A 15292-nucleotide genomic window follows, 5' to 3' on the forward strand; every position below is an offset into this window, starting at 1 on the left:
TCGTTTTTCCTACTATTTATTCATAACAGTATTAAAAGTACTTATCAATTACACACTTAGTGTACCAGTTTTTTTGGGTCTTTTCAATAAAAATGATTCTTTTTTCATCGTTTTCTTTCAAATCCAAACAAAGCATTCGTTTGTGAGAAACAATAGCGACTTATTTCCGAATAATTAGATCTAATTAAACCAAAAGCAAAGGAATTCACGAACGTCTTTCAATTAACTTCTTGTTTAAATGGGAATTTCAGGTCCTCTCACAAAGCATTTTTTACTTATTTTTCAAAAAAAGCAACGAAAGAATAGACACAGCCATTCTCTCGTTGCTTCATACCCTTTTATTTGTAATCTTCTTCGTAAAAACGTCCTAAAATTTTAACATTATCTGAGATGCTGACAAAGGCATTCGGATCACTTTCTTTCATGGCTGCTTCTAAACTTGGCAACTCAAAGCGTGTCACAATAGTTAGCAAAACAGTTTGGCGGTCGTGGCGATATGCCCCTTCCGCTTCATGAATAATTGTAATACCACGGCGCATTTTCTTTTGAATCTCATCCACGACTCGATCTGGGTTTTTAGTGACAATCATAACTTGCATTTTCTTTTGCTTAGTATAAACAGCATCTGTGACCTTCCCACTTACAAAAATTGATAACGCACTGTAGAACATGTACTGCCAGCCAAATAAATAACCTGCAACGAAGACAATTAGTGCGTTAAAATAAATTGAAATCGAGCCAACTGAACGCCCCGTTTTTTTCCGAATGGTAATGCTTAGAATATCTAAGCCCCCAGAAGAAACCCCGTTTTTTAAGACAAAACCAATTCCTGATCCAGAAATCGCCCCACCAAAAATAGCACAGATAATTGGATCTTGGGTCATCACCGTTTGCGGAACAATATGCATAAATAATGAAGTTAAAGTCACGGTAATGAAAGTAAAAATTGTAAACTTCTTACCTATTTTTTTCCACGCAATAAAGAATAACGGCACATTTAACAGATACAATGTAATGGAGACAGGCACATTAAAACCGACAATTTTTGTTGAGAGGGTTGTTAAAATTTGTGCCAAGCCTGTTAAGCCACTGGAATAAATATTTCCTGGTTGATAGAAAAAGTTCATGGCAATTGATGCAAGAATAGCATAGACAATCGACACAGAAAATTTTGTTGTATAGTCATGAACTGGCAGTCCGTCATAAATTTTTTTCATAAATAATAGCCTCGTTTCAGGTTTTCAATAAATTACATTTCTTTTCATATTATACGTGGTTTACCGAGAGAAAAAAAGAGATTCCTATAATAATTACGGAAGATTCATCAAATGTTTATAGAAATGAAAAAAGAACGAAATCTTAACGATTTCGTTCTTGGGTTGTTTCATAATGGGCTCTTGGTCCACCAATATATTTAGGACGAGAATATAATGCTGTAACATGAGCCGCACCTAACGTTCGAATGCTCAAGCGAAGAGGAACTTGCACATGTTTTACATGCATACCGATAGATGTATCGCCAATGTCAATCCCTGCTTGAGCAACAATATGCTCCACTTCCACAGGTTCATCAAATTTTTCAAAGGCAGCCACTGAACAAGAACCGCCAGCATGTAATTGTGGTACTACCGAGACAATTTCAAAGCCTTTTTCTTCAGCCACACGACGTTCCATCGCTAAAGCACGATTAATATGTTCGCATCCTTGGACAGCCAAAGAGATGCCTTTTTTGTCTAATTGTTCAATTAAGGTTGAGACAATCCATTGTCCTACTTCGGCACTGGAATTTTTACCAATGACGCCACCTACCACCTCACTGGTGGTACAACCTAAAACAAATAGGTCCCCTTTTTGTAAATTTCCTGCTGTAATGACTTCTTCTGTAATTGTCACTAACTGTTCTTTTAACATTTTTTCATCGATAGTCATTTGTTCATCCTTCTTTCTTCTAAACGACCATTTTTTGGTAACACACGTTTTAATGTTTGACTAAGAGGCAATGCTACAATCACCCCAAATAAGGATTGAATGATATTCCCTGGTAAAGAGGCAATCCCCGCACCCACGCCGTAAAGCCAGCTAGTCGCTAAAGCATACCCGCTAATCATAAGGAGACTGGCTAAAAGTAATCCTAGCGTTTGCATCTTTTTACTTTTATTAAAGAAGTGCCCTGCTAACCAACCTTGTCCGCCATGAATCAATAACGAAAAAACGAACCATTGTGGATAGCCTGACAATAAATCAATTAAACCACCGCTTAAAGCTCCGACTGTCAAGCCACCAATCGGACCAAAAAGTAAACTAGCAATGTAAATCCCTGCATCCGCCAATGTAACAAAGCCATTTGTTGCTGGGACGGGGATAATAAAGACCATTGACACAGCCACTGTTAAAGCGGTAATTACTGCATATAGACTAATTTTTCTTGTCATTATCCGCCACACCTCCTGCTAGTAATCCTTCATGCCACACACTTCCAAAAGCTGCATTTAGCTGGACTCCAGAAACAATGGCTTCATGAACGTATGTTTTTGCTAAATCAACTGCTTCAATTAACGGATATCCTTTAACTAAATTCGCACCAATTGCAGAGGCAAAGGAACAACCAGCGCCATCAATGGTGTGGGCCATTACTTTTTCTTTGACCAATTGAATATGTTGTTGTCCATCATAAAAAAAGTCACGTGCTTCTTGGCCAAGCCAACGATTACCACCTTTAATCACCACCGTTGCCGCTCCTAAAGAGTTTAACTCTTCCGCCGCTTGTTGAACTTCTTCGACGGTTGTTAATTTTCTGCCAATGAGTAATTCTGCTTCTTTTAAATTAGGCGTTATAATCGTTGCGAATGGAAAAAGTTTTTCAATCAATAACTGCATGTATCTTTTTTCATAAACTGAAGTCGTTTCTTTAAATGCCAAGACAGGATCCAACACCACCGGCAGACCTGCATGCTTTTTCAAAAAGGTTGCAATTTGTAACATACTTTCTTCACTGTGAATCAAGCCAATCTTGATGCCATCTAAACTCCCGGCAGGTATGGAAGCGAGTTGCTCTTTCACCAAAGAAGTCTCAAGGTCATGAATCTGAAAATGATTCTTGGGGGCTGTAGCAAGGCAAGTTAAAGTTGATAAACCAAAGACTTGATGATTTTCAAACGTTTTTAAATCTGTTTGAATCCCGCCACCTGAAAAAGGATCGGAACCGCCAATTGTTAAAATTATTTTTGTCATTTGTTTCGCTCCTTTATACACTCAGTTATCATACAAAGTTTTCTAAAAAGAAAAAACAGCCAATTGGCAGATTTTTAGCTCAGCCACTTTTTAAGTCTTTCGTTATCTTTTTCCTTCCCAAAGAAAGAGTGACCTCATCCGTCAATGAAGTCACTCTTTCTTTGGATTTAATACTTATTCGTCAATGGCTGTTACATCAATGTTTAATTCAAACAATTGTAATGGAGAAACTAAACTTGGTGCGTTGTTCATTGGGTCAATTGCTTTCCCGTTTTTAGGGAAGGCAATCACTTCACGAATATTTTCTTCCCCAGCCAATAGCATTGCTAAGCGGTCTAGCCCTAAAGCAATCCCTCCATGTGGCGGGAAGCCATAATCTAATGCGTCTAGCAAGAAACCAAATTGGTCTTGTGCTTCTTCTTTTGTAAAACCTAACGTTTCAAACATTTTTTCTTGTAATTCTCGTGTATGGATCCGTAATGAGCCACCGCCTAATTCGTAGCCGTTTAAGACAACATCGTAAGCTTCAGCATACACAGAGGCTGGGTCTGTTGCTAAGCGGGCCACATCCTCTGCTTTTGGTTGTGTAAATGGATGATGAGCAGAAACATAGCGACCAGCTTCTTCATCATATTCAAACAACGGCCAATCCACAATCCACAAGAAATTGAATTTCGATTCATCAATTAAACCTAATTCTTTACCTAAACGTGTACGTACCGCACCTAAAGCAGCGGCTACGATTTCAGGTTTATCGGCACCAAACATTAAAATATCACCGACTTCTGCATTGGTAGCAGCAATTAATTCATCACTAACTTCTGTTAAGAATTTAGCAATCGGTCCTTTTAAGCCATCTTCTTCAACTTTTAACCAAGCTAAGCCTTTTGCGCCAAATTGACTCACATACTTACCTAAGTTATCCATGTCTTTACGAGAATACTTATCTGCGGCGCCTTTTGCATTCAAAGCCTTCACATGTCCGCCATTTTCCAACGCTGCTTGGAAAACTTTAAAGTCTACGTCTTTCACTACATCTGCGACATCAATTAATTCCATAGCAAAACGAGTGTCAGGTTTATCGCTACCATAGCGTGCCATTGCTTCGTCATAGCTCATTCGTGGAAACGGAACAGAAATCTCAATTCCTTTTGTCTCTTTCATCACTTCAGCCAACATATTTTCTGTATATGTTTGAATTTCTTCTGGTGTTAAAAAGGTCGTTTCGATATCGATTTGTGTAAATTCTGGTTGACGGTCGCCTCGTAAATCTTCATCACGGAAACAACGAACGATTTGGTAATAGCGATCGAAGCCTGCCCCCATTAATAATTGTTTAAAGAGTTGTGGTGATTGTGGTAAAGCATAAAAATGACCGGCATGGACACGAGAAGGAACCAAATAATCGCGAGCGCCTTCTGGTGTTGATTTGCCTAAATAAGGAGTTTCAATGTCTAAAAAGTCATGATTATCTAAATAGTGACGGATTGTTTTCGTTACTTGGTGACGTAATTTAATGTTGTTTGTCATTGATGGACGACGTAAATCTAAATAACGATATTTCATGCGCAATTCGTCATTAACGTTATTGTCATCTTCAATGGTAAATGGCGTTGTTTTCGCAGTATTTAAAATCGTAATGTCAGTCGCCATCACTTCAAACTCGCCAGTTTTCATTTTGGGATTAATCGCTTCTTTATCACGATAAACGACTTGACCTTTAACTTCGATGACGTATTCACTACGACATTTATCAGCAATTTCCCATGCTTCTTTTGACTTTTCTGGGTTAAAGACCACTTGGACGATTCCTTCACGGTCACGTAAATCAATAAAGATAACGCCTCCTAAGTCACGACGTTTTTGAACCCATCCTTTTAATACAACTTCTTTTTCAATAAATTCGGCAGATACATTGCCGCAATAGGTTGTGCGTTTTGCCATTTCTCAATCTCTCCTTTTTATTCTTCAATCATTTTTGTCATCATTTCGTCATACACTTCATCAAATGAATCATGAATAGCACTTAACGGGAAGGCTTTTTCTTCGCGTGTTGCCATTGATTTTACGTTGACAATGCCTTCATTCAATTCATTTTCACCGATTGTTAAAACTAATTTTGCTTGTAATTTATCGGCCGTTTTAAATTGCGCTTTTGGTTTGCGATTCATGTAATCACGATCAGCTGAGAAACCAAAGTTACGAATGCTTTGAACAAGTTGTAAAGCTGCGACGTTGGTTTCTGAACCAATGCCAACCACATATGCGTCTAATTCAGATAACGCTGGAATCACAACTTCTTCAGCTTCCATTGTTAACAACACTCGTTCAATGCCCATACCAAAACCAAAGCCTGGTGTATCTGGGCCGCCTAATTCTTCAACTAAACCATTGTATCGGCCCCCTGCACAAATAGTTGATTGCGCACCCATTTTAGGCGCTTCACTCATAATTTCAAAAATTGTGTGTGTATAATAATCCAAGCCGCGAACCATATTACTATCAATTTCATAAGGAATTTCTAGTAAATCTAACATATCAGTTACTGCTTCAAAATGTGCTTTAGATGGTTCATTTAAATAATCTAAAATGGAGGGCGCTTCCGCGACAATCACCTTGTCTTTTTTATCTTTGCTGTCTAACACCCGCAATGGATTTTCGTGTAAGCGACGTTGTGAATCCTCGCTTAATTCTGCCATATGGGGCTCTAAATAATCAATTAATGCTTGACGGTACGTAGCACGTGTTTCTTTATCCCCTAAGGAATTAATGACTAATTTGATTTGTTGGATGCCTAATTGTTTGAAGAAGTCCAAAGCCATAGCCATAATTTCAACATCCAATGCTGGGTTTTCACTACCAAATGCTTCCACACCAATTTGATGGAATTGACGCAAACGACCAGCTTGTGGGCGTTCATAGCGGAACATCGGCCCCATGTAATAGGTTTTATACGGTTTCGTATATTCCGGACCATATAATTTATTTTCAACGAAGGCCCGAACAATTGGCGCTGTCCCCTCAGGACGTAGCGTCACGTGACGATCTCCTTTATCATAAAAATCATACATTTCTTTTGAAACAATATCTGTAGTATCGCCAACACTGCGAGATATTACTTCATAATGTTCAAAAATCGGGGTTCTGATTTCTTGGTATTGATAATCTTTAAAAATCAAACGAGCTGTTTCTTCCACAAATTGCCATTTTTCAGAAGTTCCTGGCAAAATATCGTTTGTTCCTTTTGGTTTTTGATAACTCATTGTCTTTCTCTCCTTCTATCATTCCACAAAAATGTGTGCGCCATTTTCTTTTTTCTAAAAATGAAAAAAGCCCTTGTATGTTGAACATACAAGGGCGTAAAAGTCTCTTTTACACGGTACCACCTAGTTTTGAAAGATTTTACTCTTTCCTCAACGATTAACGCTCGTAACGGGACGGCTTTTCTTCCGTCCATCTCCAGAATGTCTTTCACTTTCACTGTTGAAGTTGCTCTCAGCCACGGCAACTCTCTCTTCGCAGACAGATGAAACTTACTCGTTCCTTCGTAGATTTTTAATATTACCTATAAACTACTAAAGTTCTCTTAGAAAGTCAAGTGGTTCCGACAGGAAAATCAATTATTTTTCTCGTGTATCGATCACAATGGTTACTGGACCATCATTGGTCAACGACACTTGCATATCCGCGCCAAATTCTCCTGTGGCTACCGCTATTCCTTCTGCTTCTAATTGTTGATTAAATAATTCATACAAAGGAATCGCCACATCTGGACGAGCCGCTTCAATAAAACTGGGACGATTGCCTTTTTTAGTTTTTGCATAGAGGGTAAATTGAGAGATACTCAAAATTGATCCTTCAATCTCTTGAATACTGCGATTCATTTTTCCTTCGTCATCTTCAAAAACACGCAATTTACTGATTTTGCCAACAACATAAGCCACATCTTCTGGCGTGTCTTCTTGATGAATGCCCACCAGCACCATGAAGCCTTGTTTGATTTGTCCCACTATTTGCTCTTCTATCGCAACTTGTGCTTGACTGACTCTTTGAATAACTACTTTCATCTTTTTTTCCTCACTTTTAACACTTACCCATTGGTTCGACGAACACTATAAACATCTGGTACACTTTTAATTTTGTCAACGATGGTTTTTAAATGAGAAAGGTTTTGAATTTTCACAGTAACATGAATCTGGGCCATCTTATCTTTGGATGGACGAGCTTCAACGCCGACTAAATTTTTTGTCATCGAACTAATGACTTGTAAAACATCACTTAGTAAGCCACTACGATCATAGCCGTAAATCTCCAAATCGGCAGCGTATTCTTTGCGACTGTGCTCGGTATCTTCCCACTCAACTTCAATTAGACGTTGTGCTAGTTCTTCTTGATGTTGTACGTTAGGACAGTCCGCACGATGAATTGAAACGCCCCGTCCTTTGGTAATGTAACCAACGATTTCATCACCAGGCACTGGATTACAACAGCGGCTTAAACGAATCAATAGGTTGTCCACCCCTTGAATCACGATGCCACCTTCATGACGAACTTTCATTTTTTCTGATTCTTTTTTAGCTGGCTGATTTAACAACTCTTCTGCTTCTTGACGTTGGCGTTCCAACTCTTGTTCGCGGCGTTCTTTTTCTGTTAAACGATTGCACACTACTTGCGCACTTACTTCGCCATAACCTACTGCCGCAAATAAATCATCTTCCGTTTGAAATTTGAATTTATCTAGCACTTCCGCCATTTTATTCTTCGTTAAAAATTCTTTCGGTGTAAAGCCGATTTCTGTCATGTATTTAATGACAGCATCATGCCCTTTAATAATGTTATCTTCACGGTCTTGTTCTTTAAAGAAACGTTTGATTTTATTTTTGGCTTTACTTGTTTTAACCATTTTCAGCCAATCGCGACTAGGTCCGAAAGAATTCGGTGATGTTAAGACTTCAATAATATCCCCATTTTTTAGGACATAGTCTAACTGTACCATTTTGCCGTTGACCTTCGCACCGGTTGTTTTATTCCCAATTTCAGTATGAATGCTGTAGGCAAAATCTAGTGGTCCGGAGCCTTTTGGCAGTTCGGTTACATCTCCACTTGGCGTAAAGACATAGACTTTGTCGCTAAAAATGTCTTCTTTCACACCTTGCATAAATTCAGAAGCATCATAGCTTTCATCTTGTAATTCAATAATTTCATGGAACCAATCGACTTGCTTCGTCAGTTCATCTGTTTCAATTTTTTCCGCTTTGCCTTCTTTATAGGCCCAGTGAGCCGCCACCCCAAATTCGGCGATTTGGTGCATCTCATGGGTCCGAATTTGGACCTCTACTGGATTCCCTTTTGGCCCAATAACTGTCGTATGGATAGATTGATACATATTCGCTTTTGGCATAGCAATATAATCTTTAAAACGACCTGGCATTGGTGTCCAACGTGTATGAATCGCCCCTAACACGGCATAGCAATCTTTAATGGAATCGACAATAACACGAATGGCTAATAAGTCATAGATTTCATTAAATTGTTTCTTTTGGTCCTTCATTTTACGATAGATTGAATAAATATGTTTTGGTCGACCATATATTTCTGCGTAAATTTCTAAATCTTCCGTAGCTAAACGAATATCTTCGACTGCTTCTGCCACATAAGCTTCACGTTCATCGCGTTTGCTTTGCATCAAATTAACAATTCGATAGTATTGGTTGGGGTTAATATAACGTAAGGCCGTATCTTCTAATTCCCATTTAATTCGACTAATCCCTAAGCGATGTGCTAAAGGCGCATAAATTTCTAAAGTTTCTTGTGCAATCCGTCGTTGCTTATCTTCACGTAAATGTTTTAATGTGCGCATATTGTGCAAACGATCGGCTAGTTTCACCATAATGACCCGTAAATCTTGCGCCATTGCCAATAACATTTTCCGATGGTTTTCGGCTAATTGTTCTTCATGAGATTTATATTTAATTTTTCCTAGTTTCGTCACGCCATCGACTAACATTGCGATGTCTTCGCCAAATTCTTCTTTTAAATCGTCCAGTGTTACGTCCGTATCTTCGACAACATCATGTAAAAATCCTGTTGCTACAGTATGGGGATCCATATGTAATTCAGCCAGAATGCCTGCCACTTGAATCGGATGGATGATGTAAGGTTCACCTGATTGTCGGACTTGACCTTCGTGTGCTTTTTCAGCATAAGTTAATGCTTTTTGAACCAACTCAACATGTTCTGGTCCCATATAGGTACTTACAATTTTGATGACCGCTGGGCCTGTCAGTATTTCTTCTTTTGGCATGGTATTCACTCCTCTATGAAGGTGACCTTTGGATAAAGAACACTTCGTTCACGTTTTATCTATTTTAATAAAAAAGAAAAGTACCACTTGAAACAGTAGCACTTTCAACAACTCTATTATACTAAATTTCCCTTAAATTTCAATCACTGTCGCTTTTTTACTCTCTGTTTATTCAAAGAGAATGCCTACAAGAATTTTACAGGCGGTCTTTCGTTTAATTTAAAAGTTCCATTTGGTAGCTAACCGCACTTAAAAGATACAACGGTGCTGTTTCTGCTCGTAAAATTCTCGGACCCAACCCGCAAAGTTTCGCCCCAGACTGCAGAAATTGTTCAATTTCTTGCGGTGCAAAGCCACCTTCAGGTCCAAAGAGCACACACAAACGTGCGCCTGGCTGGCAAGTGGATAATACTTGTGCTAATTGACTTTTTTCTCCTTGTTTTGCTGATTCTTCATACGCAACCAAGACTGTGTCATATGAGTCAAATTGCGCAATGATTTCTTGTGTTTTTTCCACCAAAGAAACATTTGGTGTCTGCTGCCGATGCGATTGCTCCGCCGCTTCTGTAGCAATTTTTTGTAATCTTTTTTCTTTGGCTGCTCTTTTTTTGTGGTCCCATTTGACAACGGAAGTTTTCGCAGGAAAGCCGATAAACTGATTGCCACCTAGCTCCGTGCCTTTTTGAACAATCCATTCTAACTTGTCCCCTTTTGGTAATCCACACGCAATCGTCACTTCAATTGGCAATTCTTTGTCCATTTCTTCTTTACTAATTTCTTTAAAGTAAACAGATGTTGAATCAATTTCCACAATCTCAGCTAAAATGGCAGTTTTATTTTGAAATACTAAATAACAACGATCATTCGGTGTCATTCGCATAACTCGCACAATATGATGATAGTTTTCATCTGCGACTTTATACAAATCTTTTTCTTGATAATCTTCTTTCATGAAATACCGTTGCATTTTACTCTTCCTCTGGTTTCTTCAAGATAATCGCATACCAATCGCCTTGATTAAAGAGTTGGTCCACCACAAAACCGACTTTCGTTAGTGCTTCTAAAACCATTGCTTTTTTATCTTCAATAATTCCAGAAATAATGAAGGTACCGTCTTGTTTTAGCAAACGCCAAGCATCTTCAATCATTAACACAATAATATCTGCCAAAATATTTGCGACGATTACATCAGCAGAATGGTCAATCCCTTTTAGTAAATCATTGGCTGACACATGAACATCGGCCGCAATGGGATTTAAATCCATATTTTCTTTTGCCGCTGCAACTGCTACTTCATCTAAATCATATGCGTAGACGTCTTTAGCCCCTAAATAGCGACTTGCAATACTCAAAACACCAGAACCCGTTCCTACATCTAGAACTGTTTCGCCACCACGTAAAACAGTTTCTAAAGCTTGCAAGGTTAAACGAGTCGTTGGATGCGTGCCTGTACCGAACGCCATCCCCGGATCCAATGTGATAATTTTTTCTGCTTCATCTTGTGCGTGATAGGCTTCCCAACTTGGCACAATCGTTAAGAATCGTGTGACACGGACAGGATGATAATATTTTTTCCAAGCTGTTGCCCAGTCGCTTTCTGCTACTTCACTAATTGTCATTTCGTTTTTACCAATGGATAAGCCGTACTCAGGCAAGCGTAAAATATTTTCTTTCATAAATGGTAAAATTTCTGGTAAGAAGGTTGTTTCAGGAAAATAAGCCATCACAATCGCCCCTTCTTTAATGTGGGTGAATTGCTCTTTATCTAAAATTTCCCCATACAGATCACTTTCAAAATTTTCAATGTCCAACGCATCTTCAATGGCCACGCCACTTGCGCCAGCTTCCATCATAATGTTTGAAATTGCTTCAACTGCTTCGCTAGCCGTTTCTACTTTTACTTCTGTCCACTTCATGTTCTCACCTCTAAATTAATAACTTGGATACGCAATCCATTGTTCTTTTTCTGTTTCTGCCACTTTTTTAATCATCGCTTCAAAATCTGCTGGCTCCCAATGCAATTCAAAAACTTCCGCTGTTTCATCTGATAAAAAGTCTAACAAATCACTTTGCCCTTCATCTAAAACCACTTTTAAATAGTGAATGAATCCGTCTAAAACTGCTTTGCGTAGCCCTTTCTTTCCTTCATAAGGAATTGTGACTAAATAATCTTCGTCATCAACGACAGACTTTTGCGGATTGTAAAATAACAAGCCATCTTCAAATTCAATAAATGCTTCTTCTGAAAGCGTACCATCAACATCATCAATTGCCACTTGCTCATTGTTTTCTGCATATAAACGAACAATAACTTCGATGGTATGGTTTTTACGATCCCAATCAAGTCCTACTTCGTAATCTGCTAAGTGTTTTTCAAGTTGTTCCTCTAAGTATGTGAGCATTGTTGCTTTTTTCATTTTCTTCATCCTTCCAGCCAAAATCTATTTGGTCTACTGCTGTTCTTTTTTGTTTAGAAATATATGGATTGCCAGCCACGACGTATCTTAAAGGCAACTCTGTCCAACGACCTTTATTGGGAATTCCAATTCGTGGTAGTGCCTCAATTTTTTTCGGAAATTTTCGTTTTTCTGGCACGAGCCGTAACGAACTAGAAAAAATCGACTGCCCATATAATTGCTTATCAATTCCTAAGGCTGCAACTAATTTACCTGGTCCATTGGTCAATTCCACGCCTTGACGTCCTTGGCGATTTTCAATCATTTTGTCGACACCTTCAACAGGTTCAATCGCGCGGATCATCACCCCTTGTGGTTTGCCTTGTTCTTGTGTCACCATATTTAAAATTAAATGCGTGTGCATAGTATATAAATAAATCGTGCCTGGTTTGTCATACATGGCTTGTAAGCGTGGCGTTTTTCTCAAGCCAAAGCTATGGGCCGCCTCATCACCAGGACCTAAATAAGCTTCTGCATCCACAATGTACCCACCTAAAACGCCTGTTGCTGTTTCGTGCTCTAAATACATCCCTAACAAGTATTGTGCCACTTCTTCAGTTGTTTTTTTGTTAAAGATATTTATCGTTTCTTTCATTTCTTTCACCACTCCCTATCATACACGAAACCTTCCGCTATATCCATCTAAAACCCAAAAAACCACCAAAAAGCGAATGTACGTTCTTTATGTTATAATAAGATGATTATGAAAAAGGAGGTCCTTTTATGCAACAACCTTTAGCCTATCGAATGCGACCTCGTCACTTAGACGAAGTAGTTGGTCAACAACATTTAGTCGGCCCTGGTAAAATTATTCGTCGGATGGTCGAAGCCAAAATGCTTTCATCGATGATTCTTTATGGGCCGCCTGGCACTGGAAAAACCAGTATTGCCAGCGCAATCGCTGGTTCAACAAATTATGCCTTTCGCATGTTGAACGCGGCCACAGACACTAAAAAAGATTTACAAATCGTTGCTGAAGAAGCCAAAATGAGTGGCACAGTGATTTTACTGCTTGATGAAATTCACCGATTAGATAAAACAAAACAAGATTTTTTGCTCCCTCATTTAGAAAACGGACGAATTATTATGATTGGAGCCACTACCGAAAATCCATATATTACAATTAACCCTGCGATTCGTAGTCGCACGCAAATTTTTGAAGTAAAGCCCTTAACAGAAACAGACATTCAGCAAGCGATTCAAGAAGCCTTAACCGATAGCACACGTGGCTTAGGTGATTATCCCGTCCACTTAGAAGAAAAAGCATTACAACATTTGACACGCGCAACGAACGGTGACTTACGTAGTGCGCTAAATGGACTAGAATTAGCTGTTAAATCAACACCCAAAAATGAACAAGGCGAAATTAAGATCACCTTACCGATTATTGAAGAGTGCGTGCAACGAAAAGCCTTAACCCATGATAAAGATGGCGATGCCCATTATGACGTGATTTCCGCTTTCCAAAAGTCAATTCGAGGAAGCGATGTAGATGCTGCACTTCATTATTTGGGTCGCTTAGTTGAAGCAGGTGATTTACCGATTATTTGTCGTCGTTTAATGGTCATTGCTTACGAGGATATCGGTCTTGGGAATCCTGCGGCCGCCGCTCGGACAGTCACCGCTGTTCAAGCCGCCGAAAAGCTAGGGTTTCCAGAAGCTAGGATTCCTCTAGCCAGTGTCGTCATTGATTTATGTTTATCGCCAAAATCAAATTCTGCAGTCACAGCGATTGATGCTGCTTTAGCAGATATTCGACAAGGCTCTGTGGGAGACGTTCCTGATCATTTGCGTGATGCTCACTATGCTGGAGCCAAAGAATTAAACCGTGGTATTGGTTATCAATACCCACATAATTTTGAAAACGGTTGGGTCAATCAGCAATACTTACCTGACAAATTAAAAGAGGCACGTTATTACGAACCGATTGATATTGGTAAATATGAACAAGCCTTACATCAGCAACTCAAGCGTATCCAAGAATGGAAACAGAAAAAATAACAAAATAATACGCTTTCAAAAAAAGAAACAATCTCGTTGCCGATTTTGAGAGAGTATGCTATTATAAAGATGGTAAATCTGTGATGTACGCGTTGTCCTTTCACTGTGTTGACCGAACATTTTTATTGATATCTAGGGATCCTGCTTGTATCAAAGTTGGTAACATGCCTTTTCTTTTGGTAGTTCAATACTGCGATCGAGGAACCCACCTGCTTATCTTGCGGGTTCAATACTCTAGGACGATTACCGGCATCGACGGATTTTACCATTTTTATGAAGATTTCTAAACAATTTGCTCTGGCAAGTTGTTTTTTTTTGGAGGACAAGATGATTCGTATACTCGTACTATTACTCGCCATTGTCACAGGCGTAGCCAGTTATTATTTGATGAAGAAAAGTACAGCTTTTTTACCACTCTTAAAAAAAGAAACTGCAACAGAAAGTCAACAGTTTATCGAACGTTTTGGGCGTTATTACTTGATTATCGCCATTCTAGGTGTTCTAGCGGCTATTTTTAATCGCCCGTTATTGTCAATTGGTTTTATCTTTTTTGTTTTATTACTTTCAACGTTGTTTAGTTTAACTTTTGCAAAAAAAATGTCATAAAAGACGATGAATTTAAAACTTCGTTCAAAAAGATTTTTTTGAACGAAGTTTTTTTTACAAAAAAATGCCAATATTCAGAAAAAAAGAAGCGGTTTCAGTTTCTTTTTTTCTTTGTTTGTTTTACAATTATTATAGAAACAATTAATGATTTTTTTACGCTGAAAGGAGCGGTTATTATGTTACAACAATATCAAAAAATTATGATAGCAATCGATGGTTCTGACGAAGCAGACTTAGCCTTTAAAAAAGCGGTCAACGTCGCTAAGCGAAACGATGCTGAATTACTATTAGCACATGTTGTTGATACGCGCTCTTTCCAATCAGTGTCCTCTTTTGATGGTGCGCTAGCAGAAGAAGCAATGTCAATGGCAAAAGAAACCTTAGACACCTACCAACAACAAGCGGTGGATATGGGACAAACAAAAGTCTCTAGCGTTCTAGCCTATGGTTCTCCTAAGAATATCATTGCCAAAGAATTACCAAAAGAATACAACATTGATTTAATTATGTTAGGAGCAACTGGATTAAATGCCGTTGAGCGTTTATTTATTGGCTCTGTCTCTGAATCAGTTATCCGTAACGCTAGTTGCGATGTTCTCGTTGTACGGACGGATTTAGACAACAAATTACCAAAAAATGAAGAAAAATAAAAAATAAGAAGAAACTGAGCCAACTATCACTTTTGATAGTTGGC

General features: G+C 38.7%; 16 protein-coding genes and 1 other RNA gene. 4 read left to right on the forward strand and 13 right to left on the reverse strand.

Annotated elements, in window-relative coordinates:
- Positions 1–338: 338 nt before the first annotated feature.
- The 13 genes from IGL07_RS08625 to IGL07_RS08685 form a co-directional block, all read right to left on the reverse strand.
- Positions 339–1217 carry a YitT family protein gene (locus IGL07_RS08625; RefSeq protein ID WP_002357090.1) on the reverse strand — a complete coding sequence of 293 codons (879 nt, stop codon included), beginning with the start codon at positions 1215–1217 and terminating at the stop codon, positions 339–341.
- A gap of 142 nt (positions 1218–1359) precedes the next feature.
- The gene (locus IGL07_RS08630) at positions 1360–1929 is read right to left on the reverse strand and encodes a TIGR01440 family protein (RefSeq protein WP_002365825.1); all 570 of its coding nucleotides are present in this window, start codon (positions 1927–1929) and stop codon (positions 1360–1362) included.
- A complete protein-coding gene (locus IGL07_RS08635; RefSeq protein ID WP_002395212.1) occupies positions 1926–2432 on the reverse strand; it encodes an ECF transporter S component in 507 nt (168 codons plus the stop codon). The genes IGL07_RS08630 and IGL07_RS08635 overlap by 4 nt, the downstream gene beginning before the upstream one ends.
- A complete protein-coding gene (locus IGL07_RS08640; RefSeq protein WP_002385835.1) occupies positions 2416–3252 on the reverse strand; it encodes a bifunctional hydroxymethylpyrimidine kinase/phosphomethylpyrimidine kinase in 837 nt (278 codons plus the stop codon). The genes IGL07_RS08635 and IGL07_RS08640 overlap by 17 nt, the downstream gene beginning before the upstream one ends.
- Positions 3253–3405: 153 nt before the next feature.
- Positions 3406–5175 (reverse strand): aspartate--tRNA ligase, encoded by a 1770-nt coding sequence (aspS, locus tag IGL07_RS08645; RefSeq protein ID WP_002360034.1) that lies wholly within the window; start codon positions 5173–5175, stop codon positions 3406–3408.
- A 17-nt stretch (positions 5176–5192) separates the two neighbouring features.
- Positions 5193–6494, reverse strand: a complete 1302-nt coding sequence (gene hisS, locus IGL07_RS08650; RefSeq protein ID WP_002362049.1) for a histidine--tRNA ligase — start codon at positions 6492–6494, stop codon at positions 5193–5195.
- Positions 6491–6712 (reverse strand): hypothetical protein, encoded by a 222-nt coding sequence (locus IGL07_RS08655; protein WP_002383130.1) that lies wholly within the window; start codon positions 6710–6712, stop codon positions 6491–6493. The genes hisS and IGL07_RS08655 overlap by 4 nt, the downstream gene beginning before the upstream one ends.
- A 139-nt stretch (positions 6713–6851) precedes the next feature.
- A complete protein-coding gene (gene dtd / locus IGL07_RS08660) occupies positions 6852–7298 on the reverse strand; it encodes a D-aminoacyl-tRNA deacylase (RefSeq protein ID WP_002357080.1) in 447 nt (148 codons plus the stop codon).
- A gap of 23 nt (positions 7299–7321) precedes the next feature.
- On the reverse strand, positions 7322–9535 hold the full coding sequence (locus IGL07_RS08665; RefSeq protein ID WP_002357079.1) for a RelA/SpoT family protein: 2214 nt from the start codon (positions 9533–9535) through the stop codon (positions 7322–7324).
- A 214-nt stretch (positions 9536–9749) separates the two neighbouring features.
- Positions 9750–10502, reverse strand: coding sequence for a 16S rRNA (uracil(1498)-N(3))-methyltransferase (locus tag IGL07_RS08670; RefSeq protein WP_010817416.1), 753 nt, complete (start codon positions 10500–10502; stop codon positions 9750–9752).
- A gap of 1 nt (position 10503) precedes the next feature.
- Complete coding sequence (gene prmA / locus IGL07_RS08675; protein ID WP_002357075.1) at positions 10504–11451, reverse strand: 50S ribosomal protein L11 methyltransferase; 948 nt, start codon at positions 11449–11451, stop codon at positions 10504–10506.
- A gap of 15 nt (positions 11452–11466) precedes the next feature.
- Entirely contained in the window at positions 11467–11952 is a 486-nt protein-coding gene (locus IGL07_RS08680; protein ID WP_010817417.1) for a DUF3013 family protein, read from the reverse strand.
- Positions 11909–12586 carry a DNA-3-methyladenine glycosylase gene (locus IGL07_RS08685; protein ID WP_002377070.1) on the reverse strand — a complete coding sequence of 226 codons (678 nt, stop codon included), beginning with the start codon at positions 12584–12586 and terminating at the stop codon, positions 11909–11911. The genes IGL07_RS08680 and IGL07_RS08685 overlap by 44 nt, the downstream gene beginning before the upstream one ends.
- 128 nt (positions 12587–12714) lie before the next feature.
- Here IGL07_RS08685 and IGL07_RS08690 point away from each other — a divergent pair, with 128 nt between their 5' ends.
- The 4 genes from IGL07_RS08690 (at position 12715) to IGL07_RS08705 (ending at position 15248) form a co-directional block, all read left to right on the forward strand.
- A complete protein-coding gene (locus tag IGL07_RS08690; RefSeq protein ID WP_002360030.1) occupies positions 12715–13992 on the forward strand; it encodes a replication-associated recombination protein A in 1278 nt (425 codons plus the stop codon).
- A 72-nt stretch (positions 13993–14064) separates the two neighbouring features.
- Positions 14065–14258, forward strand: a non-coding RNA gene (gene ssrS / locus IGL07_RS08695) — 6S RNA.
- Between the two features lie 7 nt (positions 14259–14265).
- Positions 14266–14598 (forward strand): hypothetical protein, encoded by a 333-nt coding sequence (locus tag IGL07_RS08700; protein WP_025189555.1) that lies wholly within the window; start codon positions 14266–14268, stop codon positions 14596–14598.
- Positions 14599–14774: 176 nt separating this feature from the next.
- A complete protein-coding gene (locus tag IGL07_RS08705; RefSeq protein WP_002357065.1) occupies positions 14775–15248 on the forward strand; it encodes a universal stress protein in 474 nt (157 codons plus the stop codon).
- Positions 15249–15292: the final 44 nt, after the last annotated feature.

The sequence above is a fragment of the Enterococcus sp. DIV1368f genome (genome assembly GCF_051712245.1).
In the GTDB taxonomy this organism is placed as follows: domain Bacteria; phylum Bacillota; class Bacilli; order Lactobacillales; family Enterococcaceae; genus Enterococcus; species Enterococcus faecalis.

Bases quoted from the DNA above. Each gene is read 5' to 3' on its own strand.
- IGL07_RS08680 (WP_010817417.1), bottom strand. From the start codon at position 11,952: ATGAAAAAAGCAACAATGCTCACATACTTAGAGGAACAACTTGAAAAA.
- hisS (WP_002362049.1), bottom strand. From the start codon at position 6,494: ATGAGTTATCAAAAACCAAAAGGAACAAACGATATTTTGCCAGGAACT.
- IGL07_RS08670 (WP_010817416.1), bottom strand. From the start codon at position 10,502: ATGCAACGGTATTTCATGAAAGAAGATTATCAAGAAAAAGATTTGTAT.
- aspS (WP_002360034.1), bottom strand. From the start codon at position 5,175: ATGGCAAAACGCACAACCTATTGCGGCAATGTATCTGCCGAATTTATT.
- IGL07_RS08690 (WP_002360030.1), top strand. From the start codon at position 12,715: ATGCAACAACCTTTAGCCTATCGAATGCGACCTCGTCACTTAGACGAA.
- dtd (WP_002357080.1), bottom strand. From the start codon at position 7,298: ATGAAAGTAGTTATTCAAAGAGTCAGTCAAGCACAAGTTGCGATAGAA.
- IGL07_RS08625 (WP_002357090.1), bottom strand. From the start codon at position 1,217: ATGAAAAAAATTTATGACGGACTGCCAGTTCATGACTATACAACAAAA.
- IGL07_RS08630 (WP_002365825.1), bottom strand. From the start codon at position 1,929: ATGACTATCGATGAAAAAATGTTAAAAGAACAGTTAGTGACAATTACA.
- prmA (WP_002357075.1), bottom strand. From the start codon at position 11,451: ATGAAGTGGACAGAAGTAAAAGTAGAAACGGCTAGCGAAGCAGTTGAA.
- IGL07_RS08705 (WP_002357065.1), top strand. From the start codon at position 14,775: ATGTTACAACAATATCAAAAAATTATGATAGCAATCGATGGTTCTGAC.
- IGL07_RS08635 (WP_002395212.1), bottom strand. From the start codon at position 2,432: ATGACAAGAAAAATTAGTCTATATGCAGTAATTACCGCTTTAACAGTG.
- IGL07_RS08700 (WP_025189555.1), top strand. From the start codon at position 14,266: ATGAAGATTTCTAAACAATTTGCTCTGGCAAGTTGTTTTTTTTTGGAG.
- IGL07_RS08685 (WP_002377070.1), bottom strand. From the start codon at position 12,586: ATGAAAGAAACGATAAATATCTTTAACAAAAAAACAACTGAAGAAGTG.
- IGL07_RS08665 (WP_002357079.1), bottom strand. From the start codon at position 9,535: ATGCCAAAAGAAGAAATACTGACAGGCCCAGCGGTCATCAAAATTGTA.